Here is a 14,533-nt window from a genome sequence, read left to right as displayed (position 1 = left end):
AAGACGGGGTGAGCACATTGGGCAACGCGCTGGCACAAGCCGAGGACGAGGCCGTCACGCTCGTCAGCGAGCTGATCAGGATCGACACCACCAACACCGGTGACCCCGCGACGGTGGTGGGGGAGCGCAAGGCCGCGGAGTGGGTGGCCGAGAAGCTCGGGGAGGTCGGCTACGAGACGACCTACGTCGAGTCGGGTGCGAAGGGGCGCGGCAACGTGGTCGCGCGGCTCGCGGGCGCCGACCCGAACCGGGGCGCGCTGCTCGTGCACGGGCACCTCGACGTCGTGCCCGCCGACGCGTCGGAGTGGTCGGTGCACCCGTTCTCCGGTGCGGTGCAGGACGGGTACGTGTGGGGCCGCGGCGCCGTCGACATGAAGGACATGGTCGGCATGACGCTCGCGCTGGCCAGGCACTTCAAACGGGAGAACGTCGTGCCGCCACGCGACATCGTGTTCGCGTTCCTCGCCGACGAGGAGGCCGGCGGCCTCTACGGGGCGAAGTGGCTGGTCGACAACCGGCCGGAGCTGTTCGAGGGCGTCACCGAGGCGGTCAGCGAGGTCGGCGGGTTCTCGATCACGCTCAAGGACGACGTCCGCGCCTACCTCGTGGAGACCGCCGAGAAGGGCATCCGCTGGCTGAAGCTGCGGGTCAAGGGCACCGCCGGGCACGGCAGCATGATCCACCGCGACAACGCCGTGGCCAAGCTCGCCGCCGCCGTCACCAAGCTCGACCAGCACCAGTGGCCGCTGATCATCCGGCCGTCGGTGCGCGAGTTCCTCGACGGCGTCACCGAGATCACCGGCCTGGACTTCCCCGAGGACGACGTCGAGGGCTCGATCGGCAAGCTCGGCGCGCTGTCGCGGATGATCGGCGCGACGCTGCGCGACACCGCGAACCCGACGATGCTCACGGCCGGCTACAAGGCCAACGTCATCCCGTCCACCGCCGAGGCGACCGTCGACTGCCGCATCCTGCCCGGTCGCGAGGAGGCGTTCGACCGCGAGCTGGCCGAGCTGCTCGGCCCGGACGTGGAACGCGAGTGGATCGGCCTGCCGCCCGTGGAGACGACGTTCGACGGCGCGCTCGTGGACGCCATGACCGCCTCGATCACCGCCGAGGACCCCGGTGCGCGCGTGCTGCCGTACATGCTCTCCGGCGGCACCGACGCGAAGTCGTTCCAGCAGCTGGGGATCCGCAACTTCGGCTTCGCACCGTTGAAGCTGCCGGCCGACCTGGACTTCTCCGGGCTGTTCCACGGCGTGGACGAGCGCGTGCCGGTGGAGGCGCTGAAGTTCGGTGTGCGGGTGCTGGACCGGTTCCTGCGCAACAGCTGACGGGACCGTCCGGCGGCTCAAGCAGTCGTCTCCCGCGTCGCATCCCTGTCGCTCCCTCCCGTCCCGGGCCGTTGTGCGGCGGCCGGGTCGTCGAGGGCGCGCAGGGCGTTGTACGAGTCCTGCACGAGCGTGGCTCGCACGGTCGGGCCCGTGTTGGCGAGGACCACGAGCGCAGTGCGGCGCTGCGGGCTGAACCCGGCGAACGCGGTGCAGCCGCGCGTGCCCCCGGAGTGGAACAGCAGGTCGTGGTCGGGGAGGCGGCGCAGGTTCCACACCAGGCACAGGTGGTCGGTGGCGGAGACGGCGACGCGGGGCGCGACGACGTCGGCGAGCGCGGGCGCGAGGGAGGCCGGTCGGCCGTCGAGGAGGGCGGTCAGCAGGACGAGCAGGTCGCGGGCGGAGGACCGGAGCGCGCCGGCGGCGGGCATCCCGGGCATCTCCCACGGCGGGCGCGCCCGGCTGCGCAGGTGACCGGTGGCCTGCGGCGCGGTGTCGAAGCCGGTGTCGGTCAGGCCGAGGGGACGCAGGACGCGGTCGGCGAGCAGGTCCTCGAACGGCCGGCCGGTCGCGCGGGCCAGTGCCAGGCCGAGCACGGCGACGCCGAAGTTCGAGTACCGCGCTCGGTCGTTGGGGCGGACGCGGGTGCGGCGCAGCGCCGCCGTCAGGCGCTCGGGCCCGAACGCCCGGTAGGGGTTGGTGCGCCAGGCGGGCAAGGCCGCGCGCAGCAGGCCCGGTGGCAGCCGGGGCAGGCCGGAGGTGTGCGTGGCCAGGCGCTCCAGTGTGACGCCGGGGCCCAGGCCGGTGTCCAGGAAGCGGTCCACCGGGTCGTCGTGCCGCACCTCGCCGCGCGCCACCAGCTCGGCCAGCAGCAGCGCGGTGAACGTCTTGGTCAGCGAGCCGATCTCGAACCGGGTGGCGGCGGTGACCGGGTGCGGGTCGTCCAGCGCGGTGACGCCCGCGACCAGCACGGTCTCCTCGTCGCCCACCCGAGCGGCGACGGCGACACCGGGTGCGGCGGACAGCAGTGCGGTGATCCGGTCCTCGTTCACCCTGCGAGCAGCCGGGACAGCGCGAGCGTGCCCGCCGCGGTCGCGACCACGGCGGTGTGCTGGTGGTCGAGGAACCGGGTGCGCGGGTCGTCGGACACGGGTTCGCCGTCACGGGGCACCAGGCCGTCCTCGTGCTGGGCGGCGGCGAACGGCGCCCACTCGGCGGCCTCGATGCGCGGCTCCGGCAGGCACGCGCCCACGAGGAGCAGTTCGCCCACCAGGTCCCACTGCCGCGCCTCGGTCCACACGTCGATCCACACCGGCAGCCACGCGTCGAGGTAGCGGGCCGTGCCGGCCGGCAGGCCCTCCGGACGCGCGCCCCAGTCGGTGAGGTGGAAGACGGTGTGCGTGGCGCAGTACCCGGTGTACCAGTCGATCACCCACGGCTCGGGCTCGCGGCCGAGCCAGGTCGCGGCCGTCAGGGCGTCCCAGTCGTCGTCGCGCGGGATGCCCACGACGCGGTGCGCGTTGGCCACGGCGAGCCGCCGGTTGGGCACCACCTCGTTCACCGCGTCGGCGGCCGAGCTGTGCGCGGCGACCCGTTCCAGGGCGGCGTGCCGGTACCCGGAGCGGGCGAACGACGCGTAGGTCTCCACCGGGTCGGTGAGCAGGGCGTGCCGGAGCTGGCGCTCGTAGAGCAGGTCGCCGCGGCGCATCTGCTCCCAGGAGAAGTCGAGCAGCTCTCGCGCGTGCCGCAGCTGCGCGGCACCGGCAACGCCCTCGCGCAGCACGAACGCGGACGCCAGGGCCACCTCGCACAGGGGCTTGTAGACGCTGTTGGGGTCGTCGAGGTCGGCGGTCGCCGTGTCGGTGAAGGCACCCAGCTCGTGGTGCGCGTGCAGCCAGGCCATCGCCCGGCTCGCCACGTCGTGCACCACCGCGGTCGGTGCCGAGGGCACCGGAGGCGTCGGAGCCGGGAGCGCCGGTCGCGAGGACACCGGCTCGGCGGCGAGAACGCGTTCGGCGATGGCCAGATCCAGCAGCAGCCGGGCGTCGGCGCCCGCGTGCAGCCTCAGGTGCTCCACCAGCAGGGCCGCGTCCAGCGGAACCCGGTCGGCGAGCAGGGCCACCCAGCGAACCAGGCGTGCTGCGGTGGCGTAGTCCCGGCGCAGCACGGCCCGGGTGGTGCCCCTGGCCAGTGCGAGCGGCGCACCCGCCACCGCCTGGAACACCGGGCCGTCCAAGCCCGGCAGGGCCAGCGGCGAGAGCTGGGCGACGGCCACCGACCAGCGCGCCCACTGCTCGGCCGGGCCCAGCAGGGCGTCGACCGGTGACGTGCCGAGGTGGGCCGAGGCCTCCCGGTTCTCCCACACCTCGACGGTCCCGGGCGGCGCGCACCGCCCGTCGGTGAGCCGCACCAGCAGCTCGGCGGTTGCCTGGTCCCGGTGGGCCAGCACGCGCTGCTGGTGCGTCACCGGCTGCTGGACGGGCGGGAACGCCTCGAAAGCGTCGGACACGACAGCGGCGTCCCGGCCCTCCAGGGGGCGGCCCGCCAGCAGGTGCGGCGCGAAGGCGTCGGCGCCCACCAGGCGGACCGCCCACAGGCCGGCCACGCCGTCGGCGCAGGAGTCGAGGAAGTCGGCGAGCCTCGTCGGCACACCTTCCCCGAGTGCGCCGACGAGGTGTCCGGCCAGTGCGGCGACCGCGTCCGCACGAGACGTGCGGTCGATCGCGCCACCTGTGGTCACCGCTTCTCCGGCTCCGTCGGGTTGCCGGGGGAGACGATCAGCAGCAGACCGGCCAGGAGCGCGCCGCCGGCGGTGGGCACGTGCAGCGGCGGGTCGGCCACCGCGGCCTCGGGCTCCGCCACCGCCGTCATCAGTTCGGCCATGTCCTCCGGCGCAACAACCGGACGGGCCAGTGTTCGCATCATCACAACCTCCTCCTTCGCTTCGTTCTTCCGGAGTACCACCTCGAACGCGGGGACACGCGCTGTATCACCCGTTCCAGTGAAGGAATCCACAACGGACAGGTGGTGCTGTGTCGCAGATGGACCGTGTCTTTTCGGTGTGTCGTGTCGTTGGGCATGCAGACGGCACGGCGAAAGGAACGGCATGGTGCGGCTGGAGGACGGGACCGAGCTCAACGTGCTGCGGGCGGGCGATCCCGACGCGCGGACCACGATCGTGCTGGCGCACGGGTACGCGCTCGACCACCGCAGCTGGCACAAGGTCGTCGACCGGCTCAGCGGCGACTTCCAGGTGATCGCCTACGACCACCGCGGCCACGGCGAGTCCTCGAAGGCCGACAAGGAGACCGCGACGATCGAGCAGCTCGGCGACGACCTGGGTGAGCTGATCGAACGCGCGGTGCCCAGCGGTGACGTGGTGATCGCCGGGCACTCGATGGGCGGCATGGCGGCGCTGGCGATGGCCGAACGCAGGCCGCGGCTGTTCCGGCAGCGGGTGCTGGGCATCGTGTTCGTGTCGACGGCGGCGAGCGGGCTGTCGGAGACCTCGCTCGCGTGGCCCAAGTCGCTCGGCAAGCTGGTGCGGGAGCTGGAACGCGCGTTCGGGCCGATCGTGCGGGCGGTCAGGGAGAAGATCGAGCCCACCAAGACCGCGGGCCTGCGGTGGTGGCTCTTCGGTGACGAGCCGTCCGACGACGACGTCGAGCTGACCGCGGACATGGTGTGGGGGGAGTGGCCGGAGACGGTGGCGTTGTTCCGCCCGGCCGTGGACCGCTACGACCGCGAGGCGGGACTGACCGTGGCGCAGGAGAAGGCCGTCGTCGCGGTGGTGGGCGACGAGGACCGGCTGGTGTCCGAGTCGGACGTGGCCAGGTTCGGCGGCACGTCGGTGGTGCTGCCCGACGCGGGGCACATGCTCCCGTTGGAACGTCCCGCGGAGATCGCGAACCTGATCCGCGAGGTGGCCAAGGCCTGATGGTCGGTGGGGGGCACAGCGACGTGCCCCCCACCGACCATCTCGCGGCCGCAACCGGTCGTGGAGCAGGTGAGGAACGCGCGGCCTGCCAGGTGGCGCGTTCTCGACACGCTTTCCGGAATCGTCTACGACGCGGGGGTGCGGCGCCGTCCCGGTGGCCGGCCGAAGAGCCGCACGTGCTCGCCGACGAGCCACTCCTTGAGCGGTGCCCACTCGGGGTGGTGGTTCAGCACCAGCAGGCGGTGCATCCACCAGTTCGGGTCGTCGGCGCGGGGGAACGCGGCCAGCCACGCCGCTCTGTCCTGCGCGGACAGTCCCCACAGGTGCGCCAGCTGGCCCTGGGCGTCGGTGTCGAGCTGGGCGGTGACCTGGCCGTTCTCGGTGTACCACTCGGCTCTCAGCTCGCGCAGGACGGCGAGAGCGCTCTCATCGTTCTCCGGGGCCGTGACGACCACGGTGTGCAGGCCCTGGGCCGCGGCTTCGGCGAGCAGGGCACGGGTGGACGGTTCGTCGTGCGGCAGTGCGCTGTGCGCGACCCCGACTTGTTGCGGCACGAGCTCCATGACCCAGAATCTGATCACATATTCTACGACTCCGGTCAATTTTATTGCTTCAGTGTTAACTAAAGTGAACCGTCACGCGGTGCTCAGCTTCAACGAACGAACAGAGGATCTCAAACGCCAGGACGTGGGCACCTCAACGTTGTGGGCCGCAGGCGGAGGGGGCGTTTGAGCGGCACTTCGTGTCGTGTGACGCGTTACGTGATGAGCCCGGGCAGGTCGCCCGGGACGCGCTTGCGGCGCAGCCACACCTTGCGGGAGCCGTCGCCGTAGAGCAGCGTGCGGGACAGCTCCCAGCCCGCGAACTCGGCGTGGATGGTCAGCTGCGTGGTCGCGGTGCGGCGGGAGATGCCGGGCGGCAGGCGCAGCGGCCGGTACTCCCAGTCCCCGTCGATCACCCCTTCGGTCATGGCGAGATCACCTGTATCCCTCCGTTGTCGCCGGACGTGACGGTGACGCGTCCGGTCTCCTGGTCGACGCTGACCGTGTTGGGTTGGCGCACGGTGGCGAAGCGGTGCTTCTCGGACGGCTCGCCGGCGGCGACGTCCAGGCCGACGACCTCGTTGCGGTCGGTGAGCGTGATCCACGCGATGTCGCGCTTGGCGTCGTAGGCGATGCCGTAGGGGGTGCCGGGCACGGGGTAGCGCTGGCGCATGATCAGCGGGTCGATCGAGAACGCGATGAACTCGCCGCCGCGGGTGTCGACGACGAGCAGGCGGCCGAAGCGGTCGGGGACGGCGTTGGTGGCACCGTCGCCGGCGCGCAGGCCGGGGCCGCGGGTGGGGGAGCCCTTGTCGTCAGTGGTCATCTCGAAGACGGCGCTGCGGAGGCGGTCGAGCTCGACCTTGCGGCCGTTGACCTCGAACTTCAGGGTGGTGTCGCCCTCGGTGAACGAGCCGCCGGGCGTGATGTCGCCGGGCAGGGCGGTGTTCTGGGCGGGGGAGAGGGCCGGTTTGGCGACCTCGAGCGTCTCGGCGACCTGCAGCGGGTCCTGCGACTTCTCGCTCTGTCCGCACGCCGTCAGCGTCGCGGTGGCCAAGATCAGAGCTGCGAGCCGGTGCAAGGTCGTTCCTCCGTGGATCTGCGTGGTCTTCCAGCATGCCCGCAGTGCTCGCGAAGGTCACGCGAGGGGTGGGGTGAATCTCGTTCAGGGCCTTCTGGTCTGTTATTTCAATAACTTCAGTGTTGACTAAATTTAACACCCTCACGAGAACAGCTACCAGCGAAAACTCAGTAACACAAAACAGCCAAGAACTCAGGGCATCGGGCGCTCGGGGTAGGCGAGCTCGATGGCGCTGACGTCGTCGAGTGCGGCGCGGATCGCGGGCGGAAGGGTGAGCTGTTCGACGTCGAGGGACGCGAGGAGCTGGTTGGTGTCGCGGGCGCCGACGACGGGGGCGACGACGCCGGGCCGGTCGCGGACCCAGGCCAGTGCGACGCACAGGGCGGAGGTGCCGAGTCCTTCGGCGGCGGTGCTGACGGCCTGGACGATGCGGGCGGCGCGGTCGGTGCGGTGTTGTTCGACGTAGCCGGCGAAGTGGGCGGAGGCGCCGCGGGAGTCGGGTGGGGTGCCGTTGCGGTACTTGCCGGTGAGGACGCCGCGGCCGAGTGGTGCCCAGGGCAGGAGGCCGAGGCCGTGGTGGGCGGCGGCGGGGGCGACTTCGCGTTCGATGCCGCGTTCGAGCAGGGAGTATTCGTGCTGGGTGGAGATGAGGGGGAAGGTGGTGGGGGTGGTGGCTGCGGTGGCGAGTTGCCAGCCGCTGTAGTTGGAGGTGCCGGCGTAGCGGACTTTTCCTGCGGTGATGGCGGTGTCGAGTGCGGAGAGTGTTTCTTCGACGGGGACGGTGGGGTCCCAGGCGTGGAGTTGCCAGAGGTCGACGTGGTCGACGCCGATGCGGCGCAGGGAGCCGTCGAGTGCGGTGAGGAGGGCGCCGCGGCTGGCGCCGCCGCCGAAGGGGCCGTCGGTGCGGCGTGCGACGGCTTTGGTGGCGATGACGAGGTGGTCGCGGGGGACGACTTCGTCGATGAGGGTGCCGAGGATGCGTTCGGATTCGCCTTCGGTGTAGACGTCGGCGGTGTCGATGAGGGTGCCGCCGGCGTCGGCGAAGGCCATGAGCTGGGTGGCGGCCTCGTCTGCGTCGGTGTCGCGGCCCCACGTCATCGTGCCCAGTGCGAGGCGGGAGACGCGGAGGCCGCTGCGGCCGAGGTGTCGCTGTTCCACGTGCGGGATGCTAAGGGGTGATGATCGTGTCAGCCTGGCAATCGGTGTTACTGACCGGTAGGGTCTCGCTGCGTGAAGCTGGGACTGAACCTCGGGTACTGGGGCGCCGGTAATGACGCGGCGAACCTCGAGCTGGCGAAAGAGGCCGACCGGCTCGGTTTTTCGGTGGTGTGGGCGGCGGAGGCGTATGGCTCCGATGCGCCGACGGTGCTGGCGTGGGTGGCGGCGCAGACGGACCGCATCGACGTGGGCAGTGCGATCTTCCAGATTCCGGCGCGGACGCCTGCGATGGCGGCGATGACGGCGGCGACGCTGGACACGTTGTCGGGTGGCCGGTTCCGGATGGGGCTGGGGGTGTCGGGTCCGCAGGTGTCGGAGGGGTGGCACGGTGTGCGGTTCGACAAGCCGTTGGCGCGGACGCGTGAGTACGTGGAGATCGTGAAGCGTGCGTTGTCGCGGGAGAAGCTGCGGTTCGAGGGTGAGCATTACACGTTGCCGTTGCCGGATGGTCCTGGCAAGGCGTTGCAGTTGACGGTGCACCCGGTTCGGGAGCAGATCCCGGTGTACCTGGCGGCGGTGGGTCCGAAGAACCTGGAGTTGACGGGGGAGATCGCGGACGGGTGGTTGGCGATCTTCTTCTCGCCGGAGTTCTCTGCGGAGTCGCTGGCGTCGGTGCGGGCGGGCCGGGAGAGGGCCGGCAGGTCGATGGAGGGGTTCGACGTCGTTCCGACGGTGCCGTTGGTGGTGGGTGAGGACTGGAAGGCGTGTGCGGATCCGGTGCGGGCGTACACGGCGTTGTACGTGGGCGGCATGGGGTCGCGGAAGCAGAACTTCTACAACAACCTGATGGTGCGGATGGGTTTCCCGGCTGAGGCGGAGGAGATCCAGGAGAGGTACCTGTCGCGGGACTACGCGGGTGCGATGGGGGCGATCCCGTTGGAGTTCTTGGACGCGACGGCGTTGCTGGGGTCGAGGGAGCGCATAGCGGAGAAGATGCAGGCGCTTGCTGCCGCGGGGGTCACCACGCTGTCCGTTTCGCCGATGCTGCAAGATCTGGAGCAGGGGATCGCGGGTCTTCGGACCGCGGCCGAGGCTTTGGATCTGGCAGGAGTGGGTAGTTGAGCTGGTTGCAGGCTCTGGTCCTCGGACTGGTCCAAGGACTGACGGAATTCCTGCCGATTTCCAGCAGTGCGCACCTGCGCATCACGTCGACGTTGTTCTTCGGCAACGATGCGGGTGCGTCGTTCACCGCGGTGATCCAGTTGGGTACCGAGGTGGCGGTGCTGATCTACTTCGCGAAGGACATCGGGCGCTTCATCAGCGCCTGGTTCCGCGGTTTGGTCAACGCGGAGGCGCGCAAGGAGCGGGATTACCGGCTTGCTTGGTACGTGATCATCGGTTCGGTGCCGATCTCGGTGCTCGGGTACCTGTTGAAGGACGAGATCCGGACGTCGGCGCGGAACCTGTGGATCACGGCGACGATGCTGGTGGTGTTCGGTCTGCTGCTGGGTTTGGCTGATCATCTGGCGAAGCAGCAGCGGGATGAGCTGCGGATGAAGGACGCGATCGGGATGGGGTTGGCGCAGGCGCTGGCGTTGATCCCGGGGGTGTCGCGGTCGGGTGGGACGTTGACGGCGGGGTTGTTCCTGGGGCTGACGCGGGAGGCGGCGGCGCGGTACTCGTTCCTGCTGGCGATTCCGGCGGTGTTCGGTGCGGGGTTGTTCTCGATCCCGGACGTGCTGGAGCGCAGTGGTGAGGGTGTGCAGGCGTCGATCCCGCAGATGATCGTCGCGACCGTCATCTCGTTCGTGGTCGGGTACGCGACGATCGCGTGGTTGTTGAAGTACGTGTCGAAGCACTCCTACTCGGCTTTTGTGTGGTACCGGCTGATGCTGGGCCTGGTGCTGATGGGGCTGCTGTCGATGGGGTTGATCCAGCCGATCTAAGGTGGGTGCCGTGGCCACGGTGATCCTGCTTCGACATGCTCGTTCGACCGCCAACGGTTCCGGTGTGCTCGCCGGGCGGATGTTGGGTGTGGGTTTGGACGAGCGGGGGCAGGCGCAGGCCGCGGCTCTCGTCGCCCGGTTGAGGGACATCCCGGTGGCTGCGGTGGTGTCGTCGCCGTTGCAGCGGTGTGAGGAGACGTTGGCGCCGTTGCTGGCGGACCGGGAGCTGGAGGCGGTCGCGGAGCCGGACGTGTCCGAGGTGGATTACGGAGCGTGGACCGGCAAGGCGCTCAAGGACCTGTTGAGCGAGCCGTTGTGGACGGTGGTGCAGCAGCACCCGTCGGCGGCGGTGTTCCCGGAGGGTGAGGGGTTGGCGCACGTGCAGGCGCGTGCGGTGGCCGCGGTGCGGGCGCATGATGCGCGGATCGCCGAGGAGCACGGTCCGGGTGCGGTGTGGGTGTTGTGCTCGCACGGTGATGTGATCAAGTCGGTGTTGGCGGATGCGCTGGGTGTGCACTTGGACGGGTTCCAGCGGATTGTGGTGGATCCGTGTTCGGTGTCGGTGGTGCAGTACACGCAGACGCGGCCGTTCGTGTTGCGGGTGAACGACAACGGTGGGGATCTGGCGGGTGTGGTGCCGAAGGCGCCGCCGCAGGAGGAGCCGTCGTCGGACGCTACCGTGGGTGGCGCGACCGGAGCTTGAGGTAGCGCTGTTCCTGGGCGTTCAGCGTGAGTGTGGCGGCTTTGTCGTACTCTTCGCGGGCGTGGTGGTGGTCTCCGCGCAGGTCGAGCAGGTGTGCTTTGACGGCGTGGACGCGGTGGTGGTCGAGGTCCAGTGTGGACAGCTCGGCGAGGGCCCGGTCGGGGCCGTGGACCATGGCGAGGGCGACGATGCGGTTGAGGGCGACCATGGGGCCGGGTGCCAGTGCGGTGAGCAAGTCGTAGAGGCCGAGGATCTCGGGCCAGTCGGTGTCGTCGGCGGTGGTCGCGTCGGCGTGGACGGCGGCGATGGCGGCTTGCAGCTGGTAGGGGCCGATCTGGGTGGTGCGCAGGGCGTGCCGGATGAGCCGGGTGCCTTGGTCGATGGCGTCGGTGTCCCACAGGCCGCGGTTCTGTTCGGCCAGCGGGACCAGGTCGCCGTGTTCGGTGGTGCGGGCGGGTCTGCGGGCGTCGGTGAGCAGCATCAGCGCGAGCAGTCCGGTGAGTTCGCCGTCGTCGGGGCGGGTGTGGTGCAGCCGGCGGGTGAGGCGGAGGGCTTCGGCGGTGAGGTCGACGCGGACGAGGGTGTCGCCGGAGCTGGCGGTGGAGCCTTCGGTGAAGACCAGGTAGAGCACGTGCAGGACGGCGGTGAGGTCGGTGGGCGGCCGGAACGTGGCCCCGGCCTGTTTGATCTTCTGCTTGGCCCGGCTGATGCGCTGTGCCACGGTGGCTTCGGGTACGAGGAACGCCCTGGCGATCTCCGCTGTCGTGAGGCCGCCCACCGCGCGCAGTGTCAGGGCGATCTGCGAGGCCGTGGTGAGGCTTTCGTGGCAGCACATCGCGAGGATGGTGAGCGTGTCGTCGCGGGCCGGCGCCGGGTCCGCGGGCGGTGGGGTCAGGGCGGCGACCTTGTCCTCCCGTGCCCGGCGGGCGAGGTCTGCCCGGTACTGCTCGATCCACCGGCGGCTCGCCGCGGTGATGAGCCAGCCCTTGGGGTTGTCCGGCAGCCCGTCGGCCGGCCATTGCTGCGCGGCTTGCAGCAGGGCTTCCTGCACGGCGTCCTCGCACACGTCGAACTGGCCGTGGCGGCGTACGAGCACGCCGAGGACCTGCGGCGCGAGCTCACGCAGCAGGCCCTCGACCGGGGGTGTGGTCACAGGTCGTCCAGCGTGGACCTGTCCCACACCGGGCGGACCTCGATGCCGTCGTTGTGGGCGTCGGGCAACGTGGCGGCGTGGGCGATGACCTGGTCGATCGTGTCGGCTTCGACCAGGTAGAACCCGGCGAGGTACTCCTTGGCCTCGGCGAAGGGCCCGTCGGTGACGACGACCTCGCCGCCGCGGATGCTGACGCCCTTGCCGGTCTCGGGTCCGGGCAGGCCTTCGCTGACGACCAGCTCACCGGAGGCGCGCAGCGTGTCGGTGAGGTCGTAGTGGGCCTGGCCGAACTGCCTCTGCTGCTCGTCGGTCAGCTTCTCCCAGGCCGCCCGCGACTTCGGGTTGCTGTAGATCAGGATCAGGTACTTCACTTCCGGCCTCCGCTCGGCTGGCTGGCGAGAGATCTTCTCACCGCCATGTCGAATCCGCGGGGCGTGTCTCGACACCGGTGTGTCAGTCGAGAGGGAGGTGTGGGAGATGACCACGACGTCGGTGCGGGAGGAGACCGCGGTTCGCGCGGTGTTCACCGAGCACGAGCAGGGCATGAGGTTGCGGTCCCCGGAACGGATCGTCGCCCGGTACGCGCGGGACGCGGTGACGTGCACGCTGGCGCCGCCGTTGCGCAACACGGGTCTGGACGCGCGTGACCCGGAGGCGCTGGCGGGGTGGATGGCCGGGTTCAGCGGGCCGATCACGCTGGAGCACCGGGATCTGCGGGTCGCGGTGTCGGGTGATGTGGCGTTCGCGCACGGTCTGGCGCGGCTGGCGGCGGTCCCGGTCGGCTACCCGGAGGGGTTCTCGATGTGGATGCGCGTCACCGTGGGCCTGCGCCGGCGGGAGGGGCGGTGGCTGGTGGTCCACGAGCACCAGTCGGTGCCGTTCCACATGGACGGGTCGTTCCTCGCGGCGACCGATCTGGAGCCGCGGGAGACGCCCTAGTGGATGTAGGCCGGGGCCCGGACCGTGCAGGGGGAAGCGGTCCGGGCCCCGGTCTTCTTTCCGGCGGGTCTCTACTTGACGTTCACCGCGGCCCAGGCCCGGTTGACCGCCGCGTACTCCGGCGACGAGGCGCCGTACAGGTCGGCCGCGGCGGCGAGGGTGCCGGTGCGGGCGGCGGCGTACTTGGTGCTGGAGGTGAACTTGGTGGTCAGCGCCCGGTACCAGATCTTCTCGGCCTTGGCGCGGCTGATGCCGGTGACGGGCTGGTTGTCGACGGTGGGGGAGTCGTAGGCGACACCGTTGATCGTCTTCGCGCCGCTGCCCTCGGACAGCAGGTAGAAGAAGTGGTTGGCGATGCCCGAGGAGTAGTGCACGTCGACGCTGCCCGCCGAGGACGACCAGTAGTCCAGGCTCCTGCCGTCCTTGGAGGGCTTGTCCATGTAGCGCAACGGCTTGCCGTCACCGCGGATGTTGATCTTCTCGCCGATCAGGTAGTCACCGGCGTCGGCGGCGTTGGCCGCGTGGAACTCCGTGGTGGACCCGAAGATGTCGCTGGTGGCCTCGTTGAGGCCGCCGGACTCACCGGAGTACACCAGGCCCGCGGTGGCCGAGGTGACGCCGTGCGACATCTCGTGCGCGGCCACGTCGATCGAGGTCAGCGGGTTGCGGTTCTGGGCGCCGTCGCCGTAGGTCATGCAGAAGCACGAGTCCGTCCAGAACGCGTTGCTGTAGTTGTTGCCGTAGTGGACCTTGCTCAGCGCGCCCACACCGTTGTTCTTGATGCCGCTGCGGCCGTGGACGTTCTTGTAGTAGTCCCACGTCTGGGCGGCGCCGTAGGCGGCGTCGACACCGGCGGTGGCCTTGTCGGTGTAGGTGCCGTTGCCCCACTTGTTGTCGGCGTCGGTGAACAGCGTGCCGGTGCCGGAGGTGTTGTTGAGGTTGTTCACGGACTGGTTGCCGCGCGCCGGGTCCTTGAGCTGGAACGTCGTCCCCGACTGGGTGGTGTTGAGCGCGACGGTGCCGCTGAAGGTCGACTGGCCGGTGCCCTCGACGTCGTGCACGCCGTCGTAGCTGAGCAGCGTCTGCCCGGTGCGGGCGTCGGTGAAGGTGTGCAGCTCACTCGGGGTCTGGTCGTCCTTGACCGAGTGGGTGACCTGCTCCCACGCCAGCACGGGGGCGTGGTCGAGGGCGAACACCACCAGCGTGGCGTCGGAACGTGCGGTGGTGACGGCGGTGGTGTCGAGGCCGGCGAGGGAGGCCTGCGACGCCTTGGTCACCCCGGTGACCTGTCCGGCTTTCTGAGCGACGACCAGGTCGCCGCCGATGACCTTCAGGCCGCCCAGGGTGCGGTCGTAGCGGATGTGGGCGGTGCCGTCGGCGTCGCGCACGACGTCGCGGGGCACGAGCCGTTCACCGCCGGACAGGCCGAGGGCGGAGGAGATCGTCCCCGCCTGCTCGGCTGCCGCGTGCAGTGCTTCGGACTTGGCGAGCAACGGGTTGACCGGCTGTGGTGCCGCGCCGGCTCCCGCGGTACCGGCGGCGGCGAACGCCACCGCTGATACGAGGGCGGTGGTGATGCCCAGGCTGATGCGCTTCATGGGACTCCTGTTCACACGCAGGGGGAGCCCGTTCCGGCGTTACAGGGGTGCCGGACCGGGCACCGTGGAACAGCCCGACCTTCGTCTCGATGACCGGGCGTGGCGATCGTATTGCGCAGAGTGCAGGGAACCATCCACTCCCAGA

Annotated in this window: 16 protein-coding genes; 6 read left to right on the top strand and 10 right to left on the bottom strand. The window is 70.3% G+C overall.

All coding sequences use genetic code 11. From position 1 onward, the window contains the following. Nucleotides 1-17: 17 nt before the first annotated feature. Complete coding sequence (locus ACZ7CH_RS13400; protein WP_470374190.1) at nucleotides 18-1,334, top strand: M20/M25/M40 family metallo-hydrolase; 1,317 nt, start codon at nucleotides 18-20, stop codon at nucleotides 1,332-1,334. Nucleotides 1,335-1,351: 17 nt separating this feature from the next. Here ACZ7CH_RS13400 and ACZ7CH_RS13395 read toward each other — a convergent pair whose 3' ends face one another. From ACZ7CH_RS13395 to ACZ7CH_RS13385, 3 genes are read right to left on the bottom strand one after another with little or no spacing between them, the layout of a single operon-like run. Continuing rightward, the gene (locus tag ACZ7CH_RS13395) at nucleotides 1,352-2,383 is read right to left on the bottom strand and encodes a serine hydrolase domain-containing protein (protein ID WP_470373969.1); all 1,032 of its coding nucleotides are present in this window, start codon (nucleotides 2,381-2,383) and stop codon (nucleotides 1,352-1,354) included. After that, on the bottom strand, nucleotides 2,380-4,071 hold the full coding sequence (locus tag ACZ7CH_RS13390) for a DUF6895 family protein (RefSeq protein WP_470373968.1): 1,692 nt from the start codon (nucleotides 4,069-4,071) through the stop codon (nucleotides 2,380-2,382). The genes ACZ7CH_RS13395 and ACZ7CH_RS13390 overlap by 4 nt, the downstream gene beginning before the upstream one ends. After that, nucleotides 4,068-4,256: a hypothetical protein gene (locus tag ACZ7CH_RS13385; protein WP_360394762.1), complete on the bottom strand. Its 189-nt coding sequence runs from the start codon at nucleotides 4,254-4,256 to the stop codon at nucleotides 4,068-4,070. Before ACZ7CH_RS13385 ends, ACZ7CH_RS13390 begins: the two co-directional genes overlap by 4 nt. A 181-nt stretch (nucleotides 4,257-4,437) precedes the next feature. Between ACZ7CH_RS13385 and ACZ7CH_RS13380 the strand changes: the two genes are divergently transcribed. Continuing rightward, a complete protein-coding gene (locus tag ACZ7CH_RS13380) occupies nucleotides 4,438-5,268 on the top strand; it encodes an alpha/beta fold hydrolase (RefSeq protein ID WP_360394760.1) in 831 nt (276 codons plus the stop codon). 125 nt (nucleotides 5,269-5,393) lie between these two features. On the opposite strand, the gene ACZ7CH_RS13375 is transcribed toward ACZ7CH_RS13380, so the two are convergent. The 4 genes from ACZ7CH_RS13375 to ACZ7CH_RS13360 form a co-directional block, all read right to left on the bottom strand. Further along, nucleotides 5,394-5,831 carry a hypothetical protein gene (locus ACZ7CH_RS13375; protein WP_470373967.1) on the bottom strand — a complete coding sequence of 146 codons (438 nt, stop codon included), beginning with the start codon at nucleotides 5,829-5,831 and terminating at the stop codon, nucleotides 5,394-5,396. A gap of 194 nt (nucleotides 5,832-6,025) precedes the next feature. Next, nucleotides 6,026-6,238: a DUF5703 family protein gene (locus tag ACZ7CH_RS13370; protein WP_470373966.1), complete on the bottom strand. Its 213-nt coding sequence runs from the start codon at nucleotides 6,236-6,238 to the stop codon at nucleotides 6,026-6,028. Then, nucleotides 6,235-6,891, bottom strand: coding sequence for a YncE family protein (locus tag ACZ7CH_RS13365; RefSeq protein WP_360394752.1), 657 nt, complete (start codon nucleotides 6,889-6,891; stop codon nucleotides 6,235-6,237). The genes ACZ7CH_RS13370 and ACZ7CH_RS13365 overlap by 4 nt, the downstream gene beginning before the upstream one ends. Before the next feature lie 192 nt (nucleotides 6,892-7,083). Then, a complete protein-coding gene (locus tag ACZ7CH_RS13360; protein ID WP_360394749.1) occupies nucleotides 7,084-8,049 on the bottom strand; it encodes an aldo/keto reductase in 966 nt (321 codons plus the stop codon). A gap of 72 nt (nucleotides 8,050-8,121) precedes the next feature. Here ACZ7CH_RS13360 and ACZ7CH_RS13355 point away from each other — a divergent pair, with 72 nt between their 5' ends. From ACZ7CH_RS13355 to ACZ7CH_RS13345, 3 genes are read left to right on the top strand one after another with little or no spacing between them, the layout of a single operon-like run. Then, nucleotides 8,122-9,171, top strand: a complete 1,050-nt coding sequence (locus tag ACZ7CH_RS13355; RefSeq protein WP_470369220.1) for an LLM class F420-dependent oxidoreductase — start codon at nucleotides 8,122-8,124, stop codon at nucleotides 9,169-9,171. Then, the gene (locus ACZ7CH_RS13350; protein WP_470373965.1) at nucleotides 9,168-9,995 is read left to right on the top strand and encodes an undecaprenyl-diphosphate phosphatase; all 828 of its coding nucleotides are present in this window, start codon (nucleotides 9,168-9,170) and stop codon (nucleotides 9,993-9,995) included. The genes ACZ7CH_RS13355 and ACZ7CH_RS13350 overlap by 4 nt, the downstream gene beginning before the upstream one ends. Nucleotides 9,996-10,005: 10 nt before the next feature. Continuing rightward, complete coding sequence (locus ACZ7CH_RS13345; RefSeq protein WP_458432311.1) at nucleotides 10,006-10,698, top strand: histidine phosphatase family protein; 693 nt, start codon at nucleotides 10,006-10,008, stop codon at nucleotides 10,696-10,698. On the opposite strand, the gene ACZ7CH_RS13340 is transcribed toward ACZ7CH_RS13345, so the two are convergent. Together ACZ7CH_RS13340 and ACZ7CH_RS13335 are read right to left on the bottom strand one after the other, a co-directional pair. Beyond that, nucleotides 10,670-11,851 carry an RNA polymerase sigma factor gene (locus ACZ7CH_RS13340; protein WP_470373964.1) on the bottom strand — a complete coding sequence of 394 codons (1,182 nt, stop codon included), beginning with the start codon at nucleotides 11,849-11,851 and terminating at the stop codon, nucleotides 10,670-10,672. The genes ACZ7CH_RS13345 and ACZ7CH_RS13340 overlap by 29 nt on opposite strands. Further along, nucleotides 11,848-12,222: a YciI family protein gene (locus tag ACZ7CH_RS13335; RefSeq protein WP_360394736.1), complete on the bottom strand. Its 375-nt coding sequence runs from the start codon at nucleotides 12,220-12,222 to the stop codon at nucleotides 11,848-11,850. The genes ACZ7CH_RS13340 and ACZ7CH_RS13335 overlap by 4 nt, the downstream gene beginning before the upstream one ends. A gap of 106 nt (nucleotides 12,223-12,328) precedes the next feature. On the opposite strand from ACZ7CH_RS13335, the gene ACZ7CH_RS13330 reads away from it, so the two are divergent. Next, nucleotides 12,329-12,790 (top strand): YybH family protein, encoded by a 462-nt coding sequence (locus ACZ7CH_RS13330; protein WP_360394733.1) that lies wholly within the window; start codon nucleotides 12,329-12,331, stop codon nucleotides 12,788-12,790. A gap of 71 nt (nucleotides 12,791-12,861) precedes the next feature. Here the strand turns inward: ACZ7CH_RS13330 and ACZ7CH_RS13325 are convergent, their stop codons facing one another. After that, nucleotides 12,862-14,388: a M4 family metallopeptidase gene (locus tag ACZ7CH_RS13325; RefSeq protein WP_470369224.1), complete on the bottom strand. Its 1,527-nt coding sequence runs from the start codon at nucleotides 14,386-14,388 to the stop codon at nucleotides 12,862-12,864. Between the last annotated feature and the right edge of the window lie 145 nt (nucleotides 14,389-14,533).

Source organism: Lentzea sp. NPDC037011 (assembly GCF_055607425.1).
This window is presented reverse-complemented; position numbering and strand designations above follow the sequence as displayed.

Coding starts and splice junctions, on each gene's coding strand:
- ACZ7CH_RS13380 (WP_360394760.1), top strand. CDS start 4,438: ATGGTGCGGCTGGAGGACGGGACCGAGCTCAACGTGCTGCGGGCGGGC.
- ACZ7CH_RS13375 (WP_470373967.1), bottom strand. CDS start 5,831: ATGGAGCTCGTGCCGCAACAAGTCGGGGTCGCGCACAGCGCACTGCCG.
- ACZ7CH_RS13385 (WP_360394762.1), bottom strand. CDS start 4,256: ATGATGCGAACACTGGCCCGTCCGGTTGTTGCGCCGGAGGACATGGCC.
- ACZ7CH_RS13325 (WP_470369224.1), bottom strand. CDS start 14,388: ATGAAGCGCATCAGCCTGGGCATCACCACCGCCCTCGTATCAGCGGTG.
- ACZ7CH_RS13370 (WP_470373966.1), bottom strand. CDS start 6,238: ATGACCGAAGGGGTGATCGACGGGGACTGGGAGTACCGGCCGCTGCGC.
- ACZ7CH_RS13330 (WP_360394733.1), top strand. CDS start 12,329: ATGACCACGACGTCGGTGCGGGAGGAGACCGCGGTTCGCGCGGTGTTC.